Below are 13,691 nucleotides of genomic sequence, written 5' to 3'. Positions count from 1 at the left end.
TTTGTGACCTCGGATCAAAGGCCATGCGTTTAATCCAAAGGGCGCTGACGTTCGACGACGTCCTCCTCGTTCCCGCCCATTCGACCATAGTGCCGCGCGATGTCACCCTCAAGACGCGTCTGACACGCCAAATCAGCCTCAACCTGCCTCTCGTTTCCGCGGCCATGGACACGGTGACCGAGAGTCGTCTGGCCATCGCCCTCGCTCAGGAAGGCGGTATCGGGATTGTGCACAAGAACTTCAGCCCGAAGGTGCAGGCGGCCGAGGCGGCCAAGGTCAAGCGCTTCGAATCCGGTATCCTGAAGGATCCGATCACCGTTCCGCCAAGCATGTCGGTGCGCGACGTCCTGACGCTGACCCGCTTGCACAAGATCTCCGGTGTGCCGGTACTCGACGGTCGACTGGTCGTCGGCATCGTGACCAACCGCGACCTGCGCTTCGAGACCAACCTCGACCAGCCGGTCAGAAACATCATGACTCCGCGTGATCGCCTGGTCACCGTTCATGAGGGCGCGACCGTCGAGGAAGGCAAGGCCCTGATCCACAAGCACCGACTTGAACGTGTTCTGGTGGTGAACAACGCTTTCGAGCTACGCGGCCTGATCACCGTCAAGGACATCATCAAGACCACTGAACACCCGCAGGCCAGCAAGGATGCCGCTGGTCGCCTGCGCGTCGGGGCCGCCATCGGCGTCGGTCCGGGAACCGAAGAGCGTGCCGAACTGCTCGCCGAAGCGGGCGTTGACGTCCTCGTGGTCGATACCGCCCATGGCCATTCTCAGGGCGTCCTCGACCGCGTCAACTGGGTCAAGAAGAACTTTCCGCTGGTCGAAGTGATCGGCGGCAACATCGCTACTGCCGAAGCGGCGCGGGCGATGATCGACCATGGCGCCGACGGCGTCAAGGTCGGCATCGGCCCCGGATCGATTTGCACCACGCGCATCGTGGCCGGTGTTGGCGTCCCGCAAATCACCGCCATCCAGATGGTTTTCGAAGCCCTCAAGGGCAGCGGCGTGCCGCTGATTGCCGACGGTGGCATACGCTACTCGGGCGACATCTCGAAGGCCATTGCCGCCGGTGGCGACCTGGTCATGCTCGGCGGCCTGTTTGCCGGTACCGAGGAAGCGCCGGGAGAAGTGGAGCTTTTTCAGGGACGTTCCTACAAGTCGTACCGTGGCATGGGATCGATTGGCGCCATGGCCGCGGGTGCGGCCGACCGCTATTTCCAGGACAGTACGGCCAACGTGGATAAACTGGTCCCGGAAGGGATCGAAGGCCGCGTACCGTACAAGGGCTCGGTGCTGGCCGTCATCCACCAACTGATGGGCGGCCTGCGTTCGTCGATGGGCTACCTCGGCTGCCGGACAATTGAAGAAATGCACGACCGGGCCACTTTCGTCGAAATCACTTCGGCCGGTGTCCGCGAGTCGCATGTCCATGACGTACAGATTACCAAGGAAGCACCCAACTACCACGTCGAGTAAGCACCCTGAGCGCCGCTCGATCATTGACCAGAGACATTCAGCGGGCGGCGGCGGGCCGCCCGCTTCATTTGAGGCGCTGCCATGTCCCATCAAAAAATCCTGATTCTCGACTTTGGCTCGCAGGTCGCTCAACTGATCGCTCGGCGAGTTCGCGAGCAGCAGGTCTATTGCGAGCTGCACCCCTACGACGTCGCGGACGAGTTCATTCGCGACTTCAATGCGCAGGGAATCATTCTCTCCGGCGGGCCGAACTCGGTCTACGAAGTTGAAGACTTCAAGGCTCCGCCGGTGGTGTTCACCCTCGGCGTCCCCGTCCTCGGCATCTGCTACGGAATGCAGACCATGGCCGAGCAGTTGGGAGGACGAGTGGAAAGCTCTCCACGGCGCGAATTCGGTTATGCCGAAATGCGCGCCCACGGCCACTCGGCCTTGTTCAAGGGAATCGAGGATCGCCGCAACGATCAGGGCCACGGACTGCTCGACGTCTGGATGAGCCATGGCGACAAGGTCACCGACCTGCCAGCCGGGTTCAAGGTGATTGGCAGCAACGAGTCGACGCCGATCGCGGCAATGGCCGATGAGACGCGCGGGTTCTACGCCGTGCAGTTCCATCCCGAGGTGACCCACACACTCAAGGGCCGCGACATCATCGGGCGCTTCGTGCGCGATATCTGCGGCTGCGGGCGCGACTGGACGATGCCTGATTACGTCGCCGAGGCCGTCGACCGGATTCGCTCCCAGGTCGGCAATGAAGAGGTGATTCTCGGTCTCTCTGGCGGGGTCGACTCCTCTGTCGCCGCCGCGCTGATCCACCGCGCGATCGGCGACCAGTTGACCTGCGTCTTCGTCGATAACGGCCTGCTGCGCCTGAACGAAGCCGAACAGGTGATGCACACCTTTGCCCGCAATCTCGGCGTCAAGGTAGTGCACGTCGATGCCTCTGCGCAGTTCATGGGCCACCTTCGCGGGGTCACCGATCCCGAGCAGAAACGCAAGATCATCGGACGCGAGTTCGTCGAGGTCTTCCAGGTCGAGGCGAACAGGCTCAACAACGCCAGGTGGCTGGCCCAGGGAACGATCTACCCGGATGTGATCGAATCCGCCGGTGCCCGGACGCGCAAGGCGCACACCATCAAGAGCCATCACAACGTCGGTGGCCTGCCGGAGACGCTGAATCTGAAGCTGCTCGAGCCGCTCCGTGAGCTTTTCAAGGATGAGGTACGTGAACTGGGCGTCGCCCTCGGTCTTCCGCACGACATGGTCTATCGCCACCCCTTCCCCGGCCCTGGCCTGGGAGTGCGGATTCTGGGCGAGGTAAAGCCCGAATTCGCCGACTTGCTGCGCCGCGCCGACGCCATTTTCATCGACGAGTTGCGTGCTGCTGGCTGGTACGACAAGACCAGTCAGGCCTTTGCCGTGTTCCTGCCGGTCAAATCGGTCGGCGTCATGGGTGACGGGCGGACCTACGAATACGTCGTTTCCCTGCGCGCCGTAGAAACCCAGGACTTCATGACTGCACACTGGGCCGAACTGCCGCACAGCCTGCTCGGTAGAGTGTCGAACCGCATCATCAACGAGGTTCGCGGCATCAACCGTGTGGTGTACGACATATCGAGCAAGCCGCCGGCAACGATCGAGTGGGAATGATTTGATGTCTGGCAACGGCCGGCATTGAGAAGCACAAAACACATGTAAGCCCGCGCCACTGCGGGCTTTTTTGCTTCTGGGTCTGGCATCGACTGGCAACACACAGCACCGCCAAGCACTGCTTTTTTATGGCATGGCGGATGGTACTATCTGCGCTGATACCATGAACATCGCTCGATACCATGCCATGATTTTCCAGTGTTGCATGGTATCGAGATTTTCTAAGCAATTGCTTTGTAACACACGTGAATATTTTGCGCTTGTTTTGAATATGGTAATTTTAGGCGTGAAAGATGCCGAGACATTCCTTTTCTTCATCCGGCGCAGCACGAAAGCTGCTTTACGTCCTTACTGAAGGTTTGCGCCGCGAGCTTAAGCCCCTCGACCATCGTCAGGTAGGGGAACAAACTGGTCAGCCAGTTCCTGCGCCGTCATGCGGTTACGTATGGCGAGCACCGCCGTCTGGATCAGTTCGCCCGCTTCCGAGGCGACCGCCTGCACGCCGATGAGTCGTCCGCTACCTTCTTCGACGACCAGCTTGATAAAGCCGCGTGTGTCGAAGTTGGCGAGCGCACGCGGCACGTTATCCAGGGTTAAGGTGCGGCTGTCAGTCTCGATGCCGTCGTGATGCGCTTTCGCTTCGCTGTAGCCAACAGTGGCGACCTGTGGGTCGGTGAACACCACCGCCGGCATCGCGGCCAGATTGATGGCCGCGTCCCCGCCCGTCATGTTGATGGCCGCACGGGTGCCGGCGGCGGCCGCCACGTAGACGAATTGCGGCTGGTCAGTGCAGTCGCCTGCCGCATAAATGTGTGGCGTACTGGTGTGCATACCTTTGTCGATGACGATGGCTCCCTGCGCATTGGCGACGACACCCGCCGCTTCCAACGATAAGTTGCGCGTGTTCGGCGTGCGGCCGGTAGCCACCAGCAGCTTGTCGGCGCGCACTTCACCGTGCTCTGTGGTCAGCACGAATTCGCCATCCACATGGGCAACCTGGCTGGCTTGCGTGTGTTCCAGCACCTTGATTCCTCCAGCACGGAAGGCGGCAGTAATGGACACTACGGCAGACTGCACGCCGGGCACTTTCTCCAAGGCGTCTTTGACGTGCGCCGCGCACGAATCGCAGGTCATGCCGGTGATTTTTAGGGTAGTCATGCTTGTTCCTTTTCTGTTGTTGTCGGCGACGGCCGTTGCCGTCAGCCACGTTGTGCTGGCAGTTCGCAGCCGTCTGGCCCGCAGTGGCGATGTGCCGGTGAGACGAAATCCCAGACCGACACCCCGACCATCAAGGCTAGGCCGATATACATCAGGTTCGCCGTCCACCAGTTCCCCAGGAAGCAGACCGTGGCTGCGAACACGATGGACGGCCCGATCATGCCGAGCAAGCTGCGGTGCCATTGCCGGTGGCTCAGCCAGCCCAGCGCGTTCGCCACGAAGGCGAGCACGGCGAACAGCGGCAGCAGCCGGCTGATGAACAAGCCCTCGTACTGGCTCAGGAAGCCCAGCCCGATGGCCGCGCTGAAACTGGCGATAGCTGGAAGGCAGGCCGCGCAGCCCATCGCTGACACGACGCTGCCGAGCGCCCCGGCCTTGTCGGCGATGCGTGTAATCAAGCCCATGATACCCGGCACCGCCAGCTTGACGGTTTGAGTGGCGGCCCACACGGGGGCAACGACGGCGATGAGAGCGAGGGAAGCAAACAGTTTTCTTATGGTGATCTCCAGTTAGTGAAAAAAAGGAAGGACATAGGGGAATCCGAGCGCAACCAGTACCAGCGCGGCCACAACCCAAAAAATGAGCTTGCAGGTGCCGCGCATTTGCGGAATCGCGCATACATCGCCCGGCTTGCAGGCTTGTGCCGGACGGTAAATGCGCCGCCAAGCGAAGAACAGCGCCACCAGCGCCGCACCGATGAAGAGAGGTCGATACGGCTCCAGCACTGTCAGATTGCCTATCCACGCACCGCTGAAATTGGACGATGGCACCTACTGCGACGAAGCCAGCCACCTGGCCGAGCACAGGCTCCAGGACGTGCGCGAAAAGATGGCCGACCTGGCGCGCATGGAAACCGCACTGTCTGAGCTGGTGTGCGCCTGTCATGCGCGGAAGGGGAATGTTTCCTGCCCGTTGATTGCGTCGCTACAGGGTGGCGCAAGCCCGGCTATGCCTTAGCGATTTTTCCGTTTCGTGAGCAGACCCTGACTTGCGTCCGAGTAGTCGCTGTTGGTAATGAAAACGTATATACTTTGTTAGTACATAACATGAGGATTGCGCCATGTCTAAAGAAGCCGTTTTCACGATGAAGCTAGAGCCGGAGTTGCGCGCCGATTTCATGGCCGAAGCGGAAGCCGCGCACCGGCCGGCTTCGCAAGTCCTGCGCGAACTGATGCGTGAGTTCGTCCAGCGTCAGCGGGCGACTAGGGAATATGATGAGTTCCTGGGGCGCAAGGTTGATGCCGCTCGTGCCTCGATGCGTGCCGGTGTCGGTCACTCCAATGATGAGGTTGAAGCCACGTTCGCCGCTCGGCGTGCGGTCGTGGCGAGCCAGGCGTGAGGGCTATTTGGACGCCTGAGGCGCTGCAGGATCGCGCTGACGTTTGGGACTACATCGCGGGCGATAACCCGCGAGCGGCTGCTCGCATGGATGAGCTTTTTAGCGATGCGGCCGCTAGGCTGGCCGATCACCCGAAGCTGGGGCGGCCAGGAAAAATTCAAGGAACCCGCGAGCTGATCCCACATGAAAGCTATCGCTTGGTGTACGAAATCAGCGGCGAAACCGTGTGGATGCTGGCCTTGGTTCACACTGCGCGCCAGTGGCCATTGGTCCGTAATTGAGCGAGGTGAACGGGCGCCTAGGATCGAGAGGTTGACCGCATTCGATGCGGCCGAATGTTGGTTGCAAATTCTTACTAACTAATGAACATGGTATTTTTTATGGCATCAAATCGTACAGGCTACGCCAACGCAATGATTTCATTTGTATTTTTTGTCTTGTTAACATCTGAGTGGGAATAGTCACTTGATGCCTATGACCATCGAGTCCGGGCCGATAAGATGTTCGACTCGCGTCGAGGTGAAGCCGGCGTCCTTCATCCACGAGGCGCAGTCGCTCCCGGTGTAATCGAAACCTCCTGGTGTCTCGATGAGCATATTCAGGCTCATCATCAGGCCAAACGCGTTCTTCGACCGATCGTCATCAATAATCGCTTCGTACACGATGAGCGCGCCAGCCACCGGCAGAGCGTCAAAAGCCTTCTTGATGAGCATCTTCTTGCTGGGCAGGTCCCAGTCGTGCAGGATATGCCCCATCAGCACCACGTCCGCATTGGGCATGCCCTGTTTGAAGAAATCACCGGGCTGAAAGGTCAGCCGATCTGTGACACCCGCAGTAAATGCGTATTCTTCGAAGATGGGCGCCACTTCCGGCAAGTCAAATCCGATGCCCTGAAGGTGCGGATTGCGCAGTGCAATCTGCACCGCCAGATCGCCCTGTGCAGTGCCGACATCGACGAAGGTTTGATACTCCTGCCACGGGAAAGCGCTGGCGATGGCCATGTTGGCGCCGTGACTGATGCCGGTCATGGCGCCCAGGAATTCCTTCAAGCGCGCCGGGTCGGCATAGAGCGTCTCGAACAGTCCGCCAGAACCGGACTTGATTTCGTTTTGCGGCAATCCGGTGCGCAATGCTTCGGTGAGGTGACCCCAGAAAGGGTAGAGGCGGTGATTTGCCATCTCAAGAATGCCGCCTATATATCCAGGCTTCCTCCGATCGAGGAAGGCATCGGTTTCTGGAGTGTTCGCGTAAACATCCGTCTTTCGTTCCAGAAATCCCAGTGCCACAAGTGTGTCGAGAAAGTCGCGCGCGGAACGAGGATGCAGGCCAAGTCGGCCGCTGAGCGAATCGAATGCTTCAGGGCGGCGCGCCAGTTCGGTGAAGACACCCATTTCGATGGCACTCAACAGCGTCTTGGAGGCCCAGAAAGCCATGCCGGTCTGCAGAATCTTCTCGGGGTTCAGTGGGTCGTTCATGGATTCGTCCTTTGCTGTTATGGAAGCGCCGTCAGGTCTTGAGCCGATATCCGGTCTTGAAGATCCAGGCCACGATGGCCAGGAATATCGCCAGGAACAGCAGCGTCATGGCCAGGCTGATGCCGACGCTGACGTCGGCGATATTGTAGAAGCTCCAGCGGAAACCGCTGACCAGATAGACCACCGGGTTGAACAAGGTGATCGTCTGCCAGATCGGCGGCAGCATGTTGATCGAGTAGAAGCTGCCACCTAGGAAGGTCAAGGGCGTGATGATCAGCAGCGGGACAAGTTGCAGTTTCTCGAAGTTATCGGCCCAGATGCCGATGATAAAACCGAACAGACTGAAGGTCACCGCCGTGAGGACCAGAAAAAGAAGCATCCACAAGGGGTGCGCGACCTGAATCGGCACAAACAGGCCCGCAGTCGCGAGGATGATCAGGCCGAGGATCATCGACTTCGTCGCCGCAGCGCCGACATAACTTGCGGCGATTTCGAGATAGGAAACAGGTGCCGAGAGAAGCTCGTAGATCGTTCCGGTGAATTTCGGGAAGTAGATGCCGAAGGAAGCGTTGGAGACGCTCTGCGTCAGGAGCGACAACATGATCAGCCCGGGAACGATGAACGCGCCATAACTGATACCGTCGATCTCGGCGATACGCGAGCCTATCGCTGCACCAAAGACGACAAAATACAGGGAAGTCGAAATCACCGGCGAGACGATGCTCTGCAGCAGCGTGCGGCGGGTGCGCGCCATCTCGAAGCTGTAAATTGCACGCATGGCAGGCACGTTCATTTGGCGTCCTTCACCAGACTGACGAAGATTTCTTCCAGGGAACTCTGGGTGGTGTGCAGATCCTTGAAAACGATGGCCGCCTCATTGAGGTCCTTGAGCAGCGCCACGATGCCGCTTCGCTCGCCTTGCGCGTCGTAGGTATAGGTCAGCTCGCTGCCATCACTCGACAGGTCCAGCCGGTAGGCGCCTAGCGTGGACGGAATTCGCTCCAGGGGGGTCTGCAAATGAAGGGTCAGTTGCTTCTTGCCCAGTTGACGCATCAGTTCTCTCTTCTCCTCGACCAGAATGATCTCGCCCTTGCTGATCACGCCGATCCGGTCGGCCATCTCTTCGGCCTCGTCGATGTAATGGGTAGTCAGCAAGATGGTCACCCCGGTGGCTTTGAGCGCGCGCACCAGTTGCCACATGTCACGCCGCAGGTTGACGTCGACGCCCGCGGTCGGTTCGTCAAGAAAGAGGATTTCCGGCTCGTGCGACAGTGCTTTGGCGATCAGCAGCCGACGCTTCATGCCGCCCGAGAGCGTGATGATCTTGTTGTCTTTCTTGTCCCACAGGGATAGATCGCGGAGTATCTTTTCAATGTAGTCCGGATTCGCGCGCTTGCCGAACAGGCCACGGCTGAAGGACACCGTCGCCCACACCGATTCGAAGGCGTCGGTGGTCAGTTCCTGCGGCACCAGACCGATCAGCGAACGGGCAGCGCGGTAGTCGGCGATGATATCGTGACCGTCTACCCGAACGGTCCCGGCACTCGCTTTGACGATCCCGCAGATGATCCCGATCAGCGTTGTCTTTCCGGCGCCGTTGGGGCCTAGCAAGGCGAATATCTCGCCCCGGCGAATGTCCAGATTGATGCCCTTTAGCGCCTGGAAGCCGGAGGGATAGGTCTTGGAGAGTTCGGATACGGAGATGATTGTCTGCATCGGCGCGATCATAGCTGAAACAGGCATCAGGAAGGATTCCGCCTGCGCTCGACGACGTGGCGAATATGCGCGACGATGGCCGAGACGCCGGCGATCCGGTCCGGGGCGATCTGCTCACGCACGAAGCGATCGAGCAGCCATCCCGATAGGGTATCAAGCTCTTCCTCGAGGCCCGCGGTCTCATCTTGCCCAGCGGGCATCGGCGCGCCGGCCCGTATGCGCCGATGCAGCCAACCCTGCCCTACCCTTCCCTGCCTTGGCATGGCAACATGGCAAGCGGAAAATGCCCAAGGTGTATCGTGCGCCGCCGCAGACGTGATTACTCGCTCAGCCTCGTAATCTTGTTGCCCTGCAGACCAAGACCGGCCATCAGGCCCTTCTGACTGAAAATGAAGGCGTAGATGTCGTCCTTCGCGGTCGTTGAGGTCAGAGACTTGCCCATGCCTTGGTCCACCACGACGATGCTGGGGCCCACACCGACCTCGAATCCGTCGTTCGCGGTCAAGGCATTCAACGATTTTTCATTCATGAAGAACATCGCGTAACCGTATTGTTGTGCACCGGCTTGAAGTCCGTACGAAGCGCCAGAGGTGTTGTAGAAGCCCACTGCCTTGCCGCCTTTGAAAAGTACGCCGTCGCCGTACTGCCCGCCAATGACCAGACCGGCTTTGGTGATCTTCGGAAACACCAGCACAGCCACAGCATCCCTGGACAAGGCCTTCGCCCCTGACACTCTGGCGATCAGCTTCTGATAGGTGTTTTGCGCATCTCGTTCGAGCGCTGTACGGTCGGCTGCGAGGGCAGCGACCGAACCCACGAGCGCCGCAAGGACAGCAATCAGGAACATCCTGGATGTTCTAGCCAGTTGCGAAACAAACGTCTTGTGCATGTAGTCCTCCTGTTAATGACGATGGCGATTGATTCTGTGTCGGTTCGTTGTCAGCAGACTTCCGGGATGTACTTGAGCGGCAGCTTGCTCTCCTGGTAATCGCCGGGCTTCTGCCGTTTGGGCAGAGTGATTTTCGGCTGCTTGACGGCCTCGTACGGGACGCTGCTCAGGATGTGCCTGATGATGTTGATGCGAACGCGCTTCTTGTCGTTGGAATTGGCGACGGACCAGGGTGCCCACGCGGTATCCGTTTCCTTGAACATTTCGTCGCGCGCTCGCGAGTAGTCGTACCAGCGGCTGTAGGACTTCAGGTCCATCGGCGAGAGCTTCCACTGCTTGCGCGGATCGGTGATGCGCGCTTCGAGACGGCGCGTCTGCTCGTCCATGTCGACTTCGAGCCAGTACTTGAGCAGGATGATGTTGTTGCTTTTCCCGACCAGAAGTTTTTCGAACAGTGGCGCGATCCTGAGGAAACCCTGTACCTCCTCTTCGCTGGCAAAACCCATGACGCGTTCGACGCCGGCGCGGTTGTACCAGCTACGGTCGAAGATCACCACCTCACCGGCCGCCGGCATGTGCGCCAGGTAACGCTGGGCATACATTTGGGTTTTCTCGCGCTCGGTCGGTGCGGGCAGCGCGACGACTCGGAAGACGCGCGGGTTGAGGCGTCCCGTGATGGCCTTGATCGTCCCGCCCTTGCCGGCACCGTCACGCCCTTCGAAGAGGATAACGATCTTGAGGCCTTTCTCGACGACCCAGGATTGCAGATGAACCAGTTCGGCCTCGAGCTTCTCGAGTTCCTTGAGGTAGCCGCGGTTGGACAGCTTCTTCGCCGTGGCGGCCTCGGCCGTCGCCGGCGCCTCGCCCGCCGACGGTTCTGACGGCAGGTCCGGATTGATGTTACCCAGGACTTTAGCTTTCTTTCGTGCTTTCTCTTTCTTGCCCATCGTGCAAACCACTCCAAATGATGTTGCCACTGCAACCCCGGTCCATGCCGCCGCCGCGCAAGCACGCCGGCGGCATGATCCTGCGCCTGGCTCCCTGCTTAATAGACTTCCGGAACGCGCTTGAGCGTCAGCTTGGGCTCCTTGTAGTCTCCCCGCTTCTGCCTCGGCGGCAGCGTGATCTTGGGATCCTTGGGCACTTCGTAGGGGATACTGTTCAGAATGTGCTGGATGATGTTCAGGCGAACGCGCTTCTTGTCGTTGGAATTGGCGACAAACCAGGGTGCCCAATGAGTATCGGTTTCCTTGAACATTCTGTCGCGGGCGCGCGAATAATCGTACCAGCGACTGTAGGACTTGAGGTCCATCGGCGAGAGCTTCCACTGCTTGCGCGGGTCGGTGATGCGTGCCTCGAGGCGCCGCGCCTGCTCGTCCATGTCCACTTCGAGCCAGTACTTGAGCAGGATGATGCCGTTCTCTTTCACCGCTGCCTTCTCGAACATCGGCGTCATCCTGAGGAAATGCTGCACCTGATCCTCGGTGGCGAAGCCCATCACCGTTTCGACGCCTATCCGGTTGTACCAACTGCGGTCGAAGATAGCCACTTCGCCGGCTGCCGGGAAGTGCGAGATGTAGCGCTGCACATACATCTGGCTCTTCTGGCGGTCGGTCGGCGCGGGCAGCGCGACCACGCGGAAAACGCGCGGGCTGACGCGCGCGGTGATCGCCTTGATCGTTCCGCCCTTGCCTGCTGCATCGCGGCCTTCGAAGACCAGGATGACCTTGAGGCCCTTTCTAATCACCCAGGACTGGAGATGAACGAGTTCCGCCTCCAGCTTCTCGAGTGCCTTGAGATAGGCCCGGTTGGACATCTTCTTGGTCGACTTCTTGCGCTTCGCGGCCTTTCCAGTTTCTTCTGCGCTATCGACGACCTCGGGTACCTCTTCGATTTCCGGTTCTGGCGGCATGTCCGGATTGATGTTTCCCTCGACCGAAGCTTCCGTGTTCTGCTTCTGCTTCTCGCTCATTGTCTCCTCCTTTGGAGTGGTCTGTGGACACTTCCCTGCTGGTACCACCGCCGGTCATAACTCCGGCGAAAAGCTGCGGCGCCGTTCAGGGCACCGCAGATCGCCAGTGACGAGGCCGTCGGCAGGCTGCCGGATGCTCAACGGCGATCACTGCACATTGCTCACACTGGCCATTTTCTCGGCTTCGCTGACCCAGCCCCCGCCCATGGCCAGGTAAAGATTGATCATCGACTGGAATTCCACCTGCTGGGTCTGTGTGTATTGTAGTTGAACGTTGAACAGGCTGCGCTCGGCGTCGAGGACTTCGATGTAGCTGGTGTAGCCGTTATCGTAGCGCAGGCGAGCGGTGGCCGCGTACTGCTGCAGCGCCTCGACCTGGCGCCGCTGCGCCTTGAGCTGTTCGCGCGTCCGGTCCTGGCTGACCAGCGCGTCGTTGACTTCGCGGAAAGCTTCCTGGATCGCTTTCTGGTAGCCAAACAGCGCCTGCTGCTGCGTGGCTTCTGCGGCCTGTACCTGACCGGCAATCGCGCCGGCGGTAAAGAGGGGCATGGTGATGGGGGCGCCGTAGCTCCACACCTTGTTCGGGCCGTCGAAGAGATTGCTCAGGCTGGTGCTGGCGTAACCGAAGAGGCCGGTCAGCGAGATGGTCGGGAAGTAGGCCGCCCTGGCGGCGCCGATCAGCGCATTGGCCGCGATCAGGTTCTGCTCGGTGCGCCGGAGGTCGGGCCGGCGTTCAAGCAGATCCGACGGCAGGCCGGCCGGGATGACCGGTAGCGTCAGATGGTCGATGTCCTTGCCGCGCGGTATCGGTCCGGGGTTGCGGCCGAGCAGCACGCTGAGCCCGTTTTCCTGCTGGGCGATGGCTTTCTCCAGCGGTGGGATGCTCGCCAGCGCTTCTTCGTATTGCGACTTGTTCTGGCTCAGTTCGAGCACCGAAATGATGCCCCCCTCGAAGCGCAGCTTGAAGATGTCGTACGACTCGCCGCGGCTCTTCGCCGTCGCCCGGGCAATCTCCAGTTGGCGATCGAGGTCGCGCAGGTTGATGTAGGCGCCGGCCACGCTGCCGACGAGCGACAGGATGACCCCGCGCCGGCCTTCCTCGCTGGCCAGGAGCTGGGCGCGTGCGGCTTCCGTCTGGCGACGGATGCGGCCCCAGATGTCGATCTCCCAACTGGCGTTCAACACCGCGTTGTAGCTGTTGTAGATCTCGTTGCCACCGGCGCCGATCACCACCGCGCTGATGTCTCTCTGCCGACGGGCGTCGGCGCTGGCGCTGAGCTGCGGGAAGAGGCCTGAGCGAACGATGCCGTAGTTGCCGGCAAACTGATCCACTCGCGCGGCAGCGATCATCAGATCCTTGTTTTCACGCAGCGCGGTGGTCACCAGATCGTTAAGCACCGGGTCACCCAACTGTTCCCACCAGAGGGTGTTGGCGAGGTCGCGAGCGTCCTTTTCGCTCAGGCGCCAGGCCGTCGGCGTGTCGACCGGCGGGCGGACGTAGTCGGGTCCGACCATGCAAGCGCTGACCAGCAGCGCCAGCAAGGTGACGAGCGGTGGCTTACGCATGGCGATCCTCCTCGTTGCCGGCCGGCTCCAGCGCGAGTTGGCCGGCATCCTGCTTGCCCGCCTCGTGATGGCGCACGCCGGTCTCTCCCTTGTGACTGATCTTCTCGACGACGTAAAAAGTCACCGGGATGATGAAGATGGCCAGGCAGGTGGCGGCGAGCATGCCGCCGATCACCGCGCTGCCCATGACTTGCCGCGACAGGGCGCCGGCGCCGCTGGCGATGGCCAGCGGCACGCAGCCGAGGATGAAGGCGAACGAGGTCATCAGGATCGGCCGCAGGCGCAGTTGCGCACCCTTGAGCGTCGCCTCGGCGAGCGATAACTCGCCCTTCTCGTACTCCATCTTGGCGAACTCGACGATCAGGATCGCGTTCTTGGCCGCCAG

General features: G+C 60.4%; 14 protein-coding genes and 4 pseudogenes. 5 read left to right on the top strand and 13 right to left on the bottom strand.

Annotation, left to right across the window (positions count from 1 at the left end):
• Positions 1-23: 23 nt before the first annotated feature.
• Positions 24-1,484, top strand: coding sequence for an IMP dehydrogenase (guaB, locus tag ACCAA_RS12685; RefSeq protein ID WP_186407615.1), 1,461 nt, complete (start codon positions 24-26; stop codon positions 1,482-1,484).
• 81 nt (positions 1,485-1,565) lie between these two features.
• Positions 1,566-3,131, top strand: coding sequence for a glutamine-hydrolyzing GMP synthase (guaA, locus tag ACCAA_RS12680; RefSeq protein ID WP_186407614.1), 1,566 nt, complete (start codon positions 1,566-1,568; stop codon positions 3,129-3,131).
• 314 nt (positions 3,132-3,445) lie between these two features.
• Here guaA and ACCAA_RS12675 read toward each other — a convergent pair.
• The 4 genes and pseudogenes from ACCAA_RS12675 to ACCAA_RS12655 all read right to left on the bottom strand — a co-directional run.
• Positions 3,446-4,190: pseudogene (locus ACCAA_RS12675) on the bottom strand (FAD-dependent oxidoreductase); the annotation flags it as partial.
• A gap of 140 nt (positions 4,191-4,330) precedes the next feature.
• Positions 4,331-4,753 carry an organomercurial transporter MerC gene (gene merC, locus ACCAA_RS12665; protein WP_186407662.1) on the bottom strand — a complete coding sequence of 141 codons (423 nt, stop codon included), beginning with the start codon at positions 4,751-4,753 and terminating at the stop codon, positions 4,331-4,333.
• A pseudogene (locus ACCAA_RS12660) lies at positions 4,754-4,846 on the bottom strand (mercuric transport protein periplasmic component); the annotation flags it as partial. It abuts the gene before it with no gap.
• A gap of 12 nt (positions 4,847-4,858) precedes the next feature.
• Positions 4,859-5,104 (bottom strand): annotated as a pseudogene (locus tag ACCAA_RS12655) (mercuric ion transporter MerT); the annotation flags it as partial.
• On the opposite strand from ACCAA_RS12655, the pseudogene ACCAA_RS12650 reads away from it, so the two are divergent.
• The 3 genes and pseudogenes from ACCAA_RS12650 to ACCAA_RS12640 form a co-directional block, all read left to right on the top strand.
• A pseudogene (locus ACCAA_RS12650) lies at positions 5,100-5,306 on the top strand (MerR family transcriptional regulator); the annotation flags it as partial. The pseudogenes ACCAA_RS12655 and ACCAA_RS12650 sit on opposite strands and share 5 nt — an antisense overlap.
• 103 nt (positions 5,307-5,409) lie before the next feature.
• The gene (locus ACCAA_RS12645) at positions 5,410-5,688 is read left to right on the top strand and encodes an antitoxin of toxin-antitoxin stability system (RefSeq protein ID WP_186407613.1); all 279 of its coding nucleotides are present in this window, start codon (positions 5,410-5,412) and stop codon (positions 5,686-5,688) included.
• Positions 5,685-5,969 (top strand): type II toxin-antitoxin system RelE/ParE family toxin, encoded by a 285-nt coding sequence (locus ACCAA_RS12640; RefSeq protein ID WP_186407612.1) that lies wholly within the window; start codon positions 5,685-5,687, stop codon positions 5,967-5,969. Before ACCAA_RS12645 ends, ACCAA_RS12640 begins: the two co-directional genes overlap by 4 nt.
• A gap of 180 nt (positions 5,970-6,149) precedes the next feature.
• Here the strand turns inward: ACCAA_RS12640 and ACCAA_RS12635 are convergent, their stop codons facing one another.
• The 9 genes from ACCAA_RS12635 to ACCAA_RS12595 form a co-directional block, all read right to left on the bottom strand.
• The gene (locus tag ACCAA_RS12635; protein ID WP_186407611.1) at positions 6,150-7,163 is read right to left on the bottom strand and encodes a methyltransferase; all 1,014 of its coding nucleotides are present in this window, start codon (positions 7,161-7,163) and stop codon (positions 6,150-6,152) included.
• A gap of 31 nt (positions 7,164-7,194) precedes the next feature.
• A complete protein-coding gene (locus ACCAA_RS12630) occupies positions 7,195-7,956 on the bottom strand; it encodes an ABC transporter permease (protein WP_186407610.1) in 762 nt (253 codons plus the stop codon).
• Positions 7,953-8,879 (bottom strand): ABC transporter ATP-binding protein, encoded by a 927-nt coding sequence (locus ACCAA_RS12625; RefSeq protein WP_186407661.1) that lies wholly within the window; start codon positions 8,877-8,879, stop codon positions 7,953-7,955. The genes ACCAA_RS12630 and ACCAA_RS12625 overlap by 4 nt, the downstream gene beginning before the upstream one ends.
• 26 nt (positions 8,880-8,905) lie before the next feature.
• Positions 8,906-9,079 carry a hypothetical protein gene (locus ACCAA_RS12620; RefSeq protein ID WP_186407609.1) on the bottom strand — a complete coding sequence of 58 codons (174 nt, stop codon included), beginning with the start codon at positions 9,077-9,079 and terminating at the stop codon, positions 8,906-8,908.
• Positions 9,080-9,198: 119 nt separating this feature from the next.
• Positions 9,199-9,726, bottom strand: a complete 528-nt coding sequence (locus tag ACCAA_RS12615) for a lipid-binding SYLF domain-containing protein (RefSeq protein WP_245754559.1) — start codon at positions 9,724-9,726, stop codon at positions 9,199-9,201.
• 92 nt (positions 9,727-9,818) lie between these two features.
• Positions 9,819-10,715 (bottom strand): polyphosphate kinase 2, encoded by an 897-nt coding sequence (gene ppk2 / locus ACCAA_RS12610; protein ID WP_186407607.1) that lies wholly within the window; start codon positions 10,713-10,715, stop codon positions 9,819-9,821.
• 98 nt (positions 10,716-10,813) lie between these two features.
• The gene (ppk2, locus tag ACCAA_RS12605) at positions 10,814-11,584 is read right to left on the bottom strand and encodes a polyphosphate kinase 2 (protein WP_245754564.1); all 771 of its coding nucleotides are present in this window, start codon (positions 11,582-11,584) and stop codon (positions 10,814-10,816) included.
• A 303-nt stretch (positions 11,585-11,887) separates the two neighbouring features.
• Positions 11,888-13,306 (bottom strand): efflux transporter outer membrane subunit, encoded by a 1,419-nt coding sequence (locus ACCAA_RS12600; protein WP_186407605.1) that lies wholly within the window; start codon positions 13,304-13,306, stop codon positions 11,888-11,890.
• Positions 13,299-13,691 (bottom strand): efflux RND transporter permease subunit (locus tag ACCAA_RS12595; protein ID WP_186407604.1); only part of this gene is annotated, 393 nt, incomplete at its 5' end. The genes ACCAA_RS12595 and ACCAA_RS12600, both read right to left, overlap by 8 nt.

The organism is Candidatus Accumulibacter aalborgensis, from assembly GCF_900089955.1.
GTDB lineage: Bacteria > Pseudomonadota > Gammaproteobacteria > Burkholderiales > Rhodocyclaceae > Accumulibacter > Accumulibacter aalborgensis.
The sequence above is the reverse complement of the archived record's forward strand: the minus strand, read 5'-3'. Positions and strand labels throughout refer to the sequence as shown.

Excerpts from the sequence above, each read along its gene's own strand:
- guaB (WP_186407615.1), top strand. The coding sequence starts at position 24 with ATGCGTTTAATCCAAAGGGCGCTGACGTTCGACGACGTCCTCCTCGTT.
- guaA (WP_186407614.1), top strand. The coding sequence starts at position 1,566 with ATGTCCCATCAAAAAATCCTGATTCTCGACTTTGGCTCGCAGGTCGCT.
- merC (WP_186407662.1), bottom strand. The coding sequence starts at position 4,753 with ATGGGCTTGATTACACGCATCGCCGACAAGGCCGGGGCGCTCGGCAGC.
- ACCAA_RS12645 (WP_186407613.1), top strand. The coding sequence starts at position 5,410 with ATGTCTAAAGAAGCCGTTTTCACGATGAAGCTAGAGCCGGAGTTGCGC.
- ACCAA_RS12635 (WP_186407611.1), bottom strand. The coding sequence starts at position 7,163 with ATGAACGACCCACTGAACCCCGAGAAGATTCTGCAGACCGGCATGGCT.
- ACCAA_RS12630 (WP_186407610.1), bottom strand. The coding sequence starts at position 7,956 with ATGAACGTGCCTGCCATGCGTGCAATTTACAGCTTCGAGATGGCGCGC.
- ACCAA_RS12625 (WP_186407661.1), bottom strand. The coding sequence starts at position 8,879 with ATGCAGACAATCATCTCCGTATCCGAACTCTCCAAGACCTATCCCTCC.
- ACCAA_RS12620 (WP_186407609.1), bottom strand. The coding sequence starts at position 9,079 with ATGCCCGCTGGGCAAGATGAGACCGCGGGCCTCGAGGAAGAGCTTGAT.
- ACCAA_RS12615 (WP_245754559.1), bottom strand. The coding sequence starts at position 9,726 with ATGTTCCTGATTGCTGTCCTTGCGGCGCTCGTGGGTTCGGTCGCTGCC.
- ppk2 (WP_186407607.1), bottom strand. The coding sequence starts at position 10,715 with ATGGGCAAGAAAGAGAAAGCACGAAAGAAAGCTAAAGTCCTGGGTAAC.
- ppk2 (WP_245754564.1), bottom strand. The coding sequence starts at position 11,584 with ATGTCCAACCGGGCCTATCTCAAGGCACTCGAGAAGCTGGAGGCGGAA.
- ACCAA_RS12600 (WP_186407605.1), bottom strand. The coding sequence starts at position 13,306 with ATGCGTAAGCCACCGCTCGTCACCTTGCTGGCGCTGCTGGTCAGCGCT.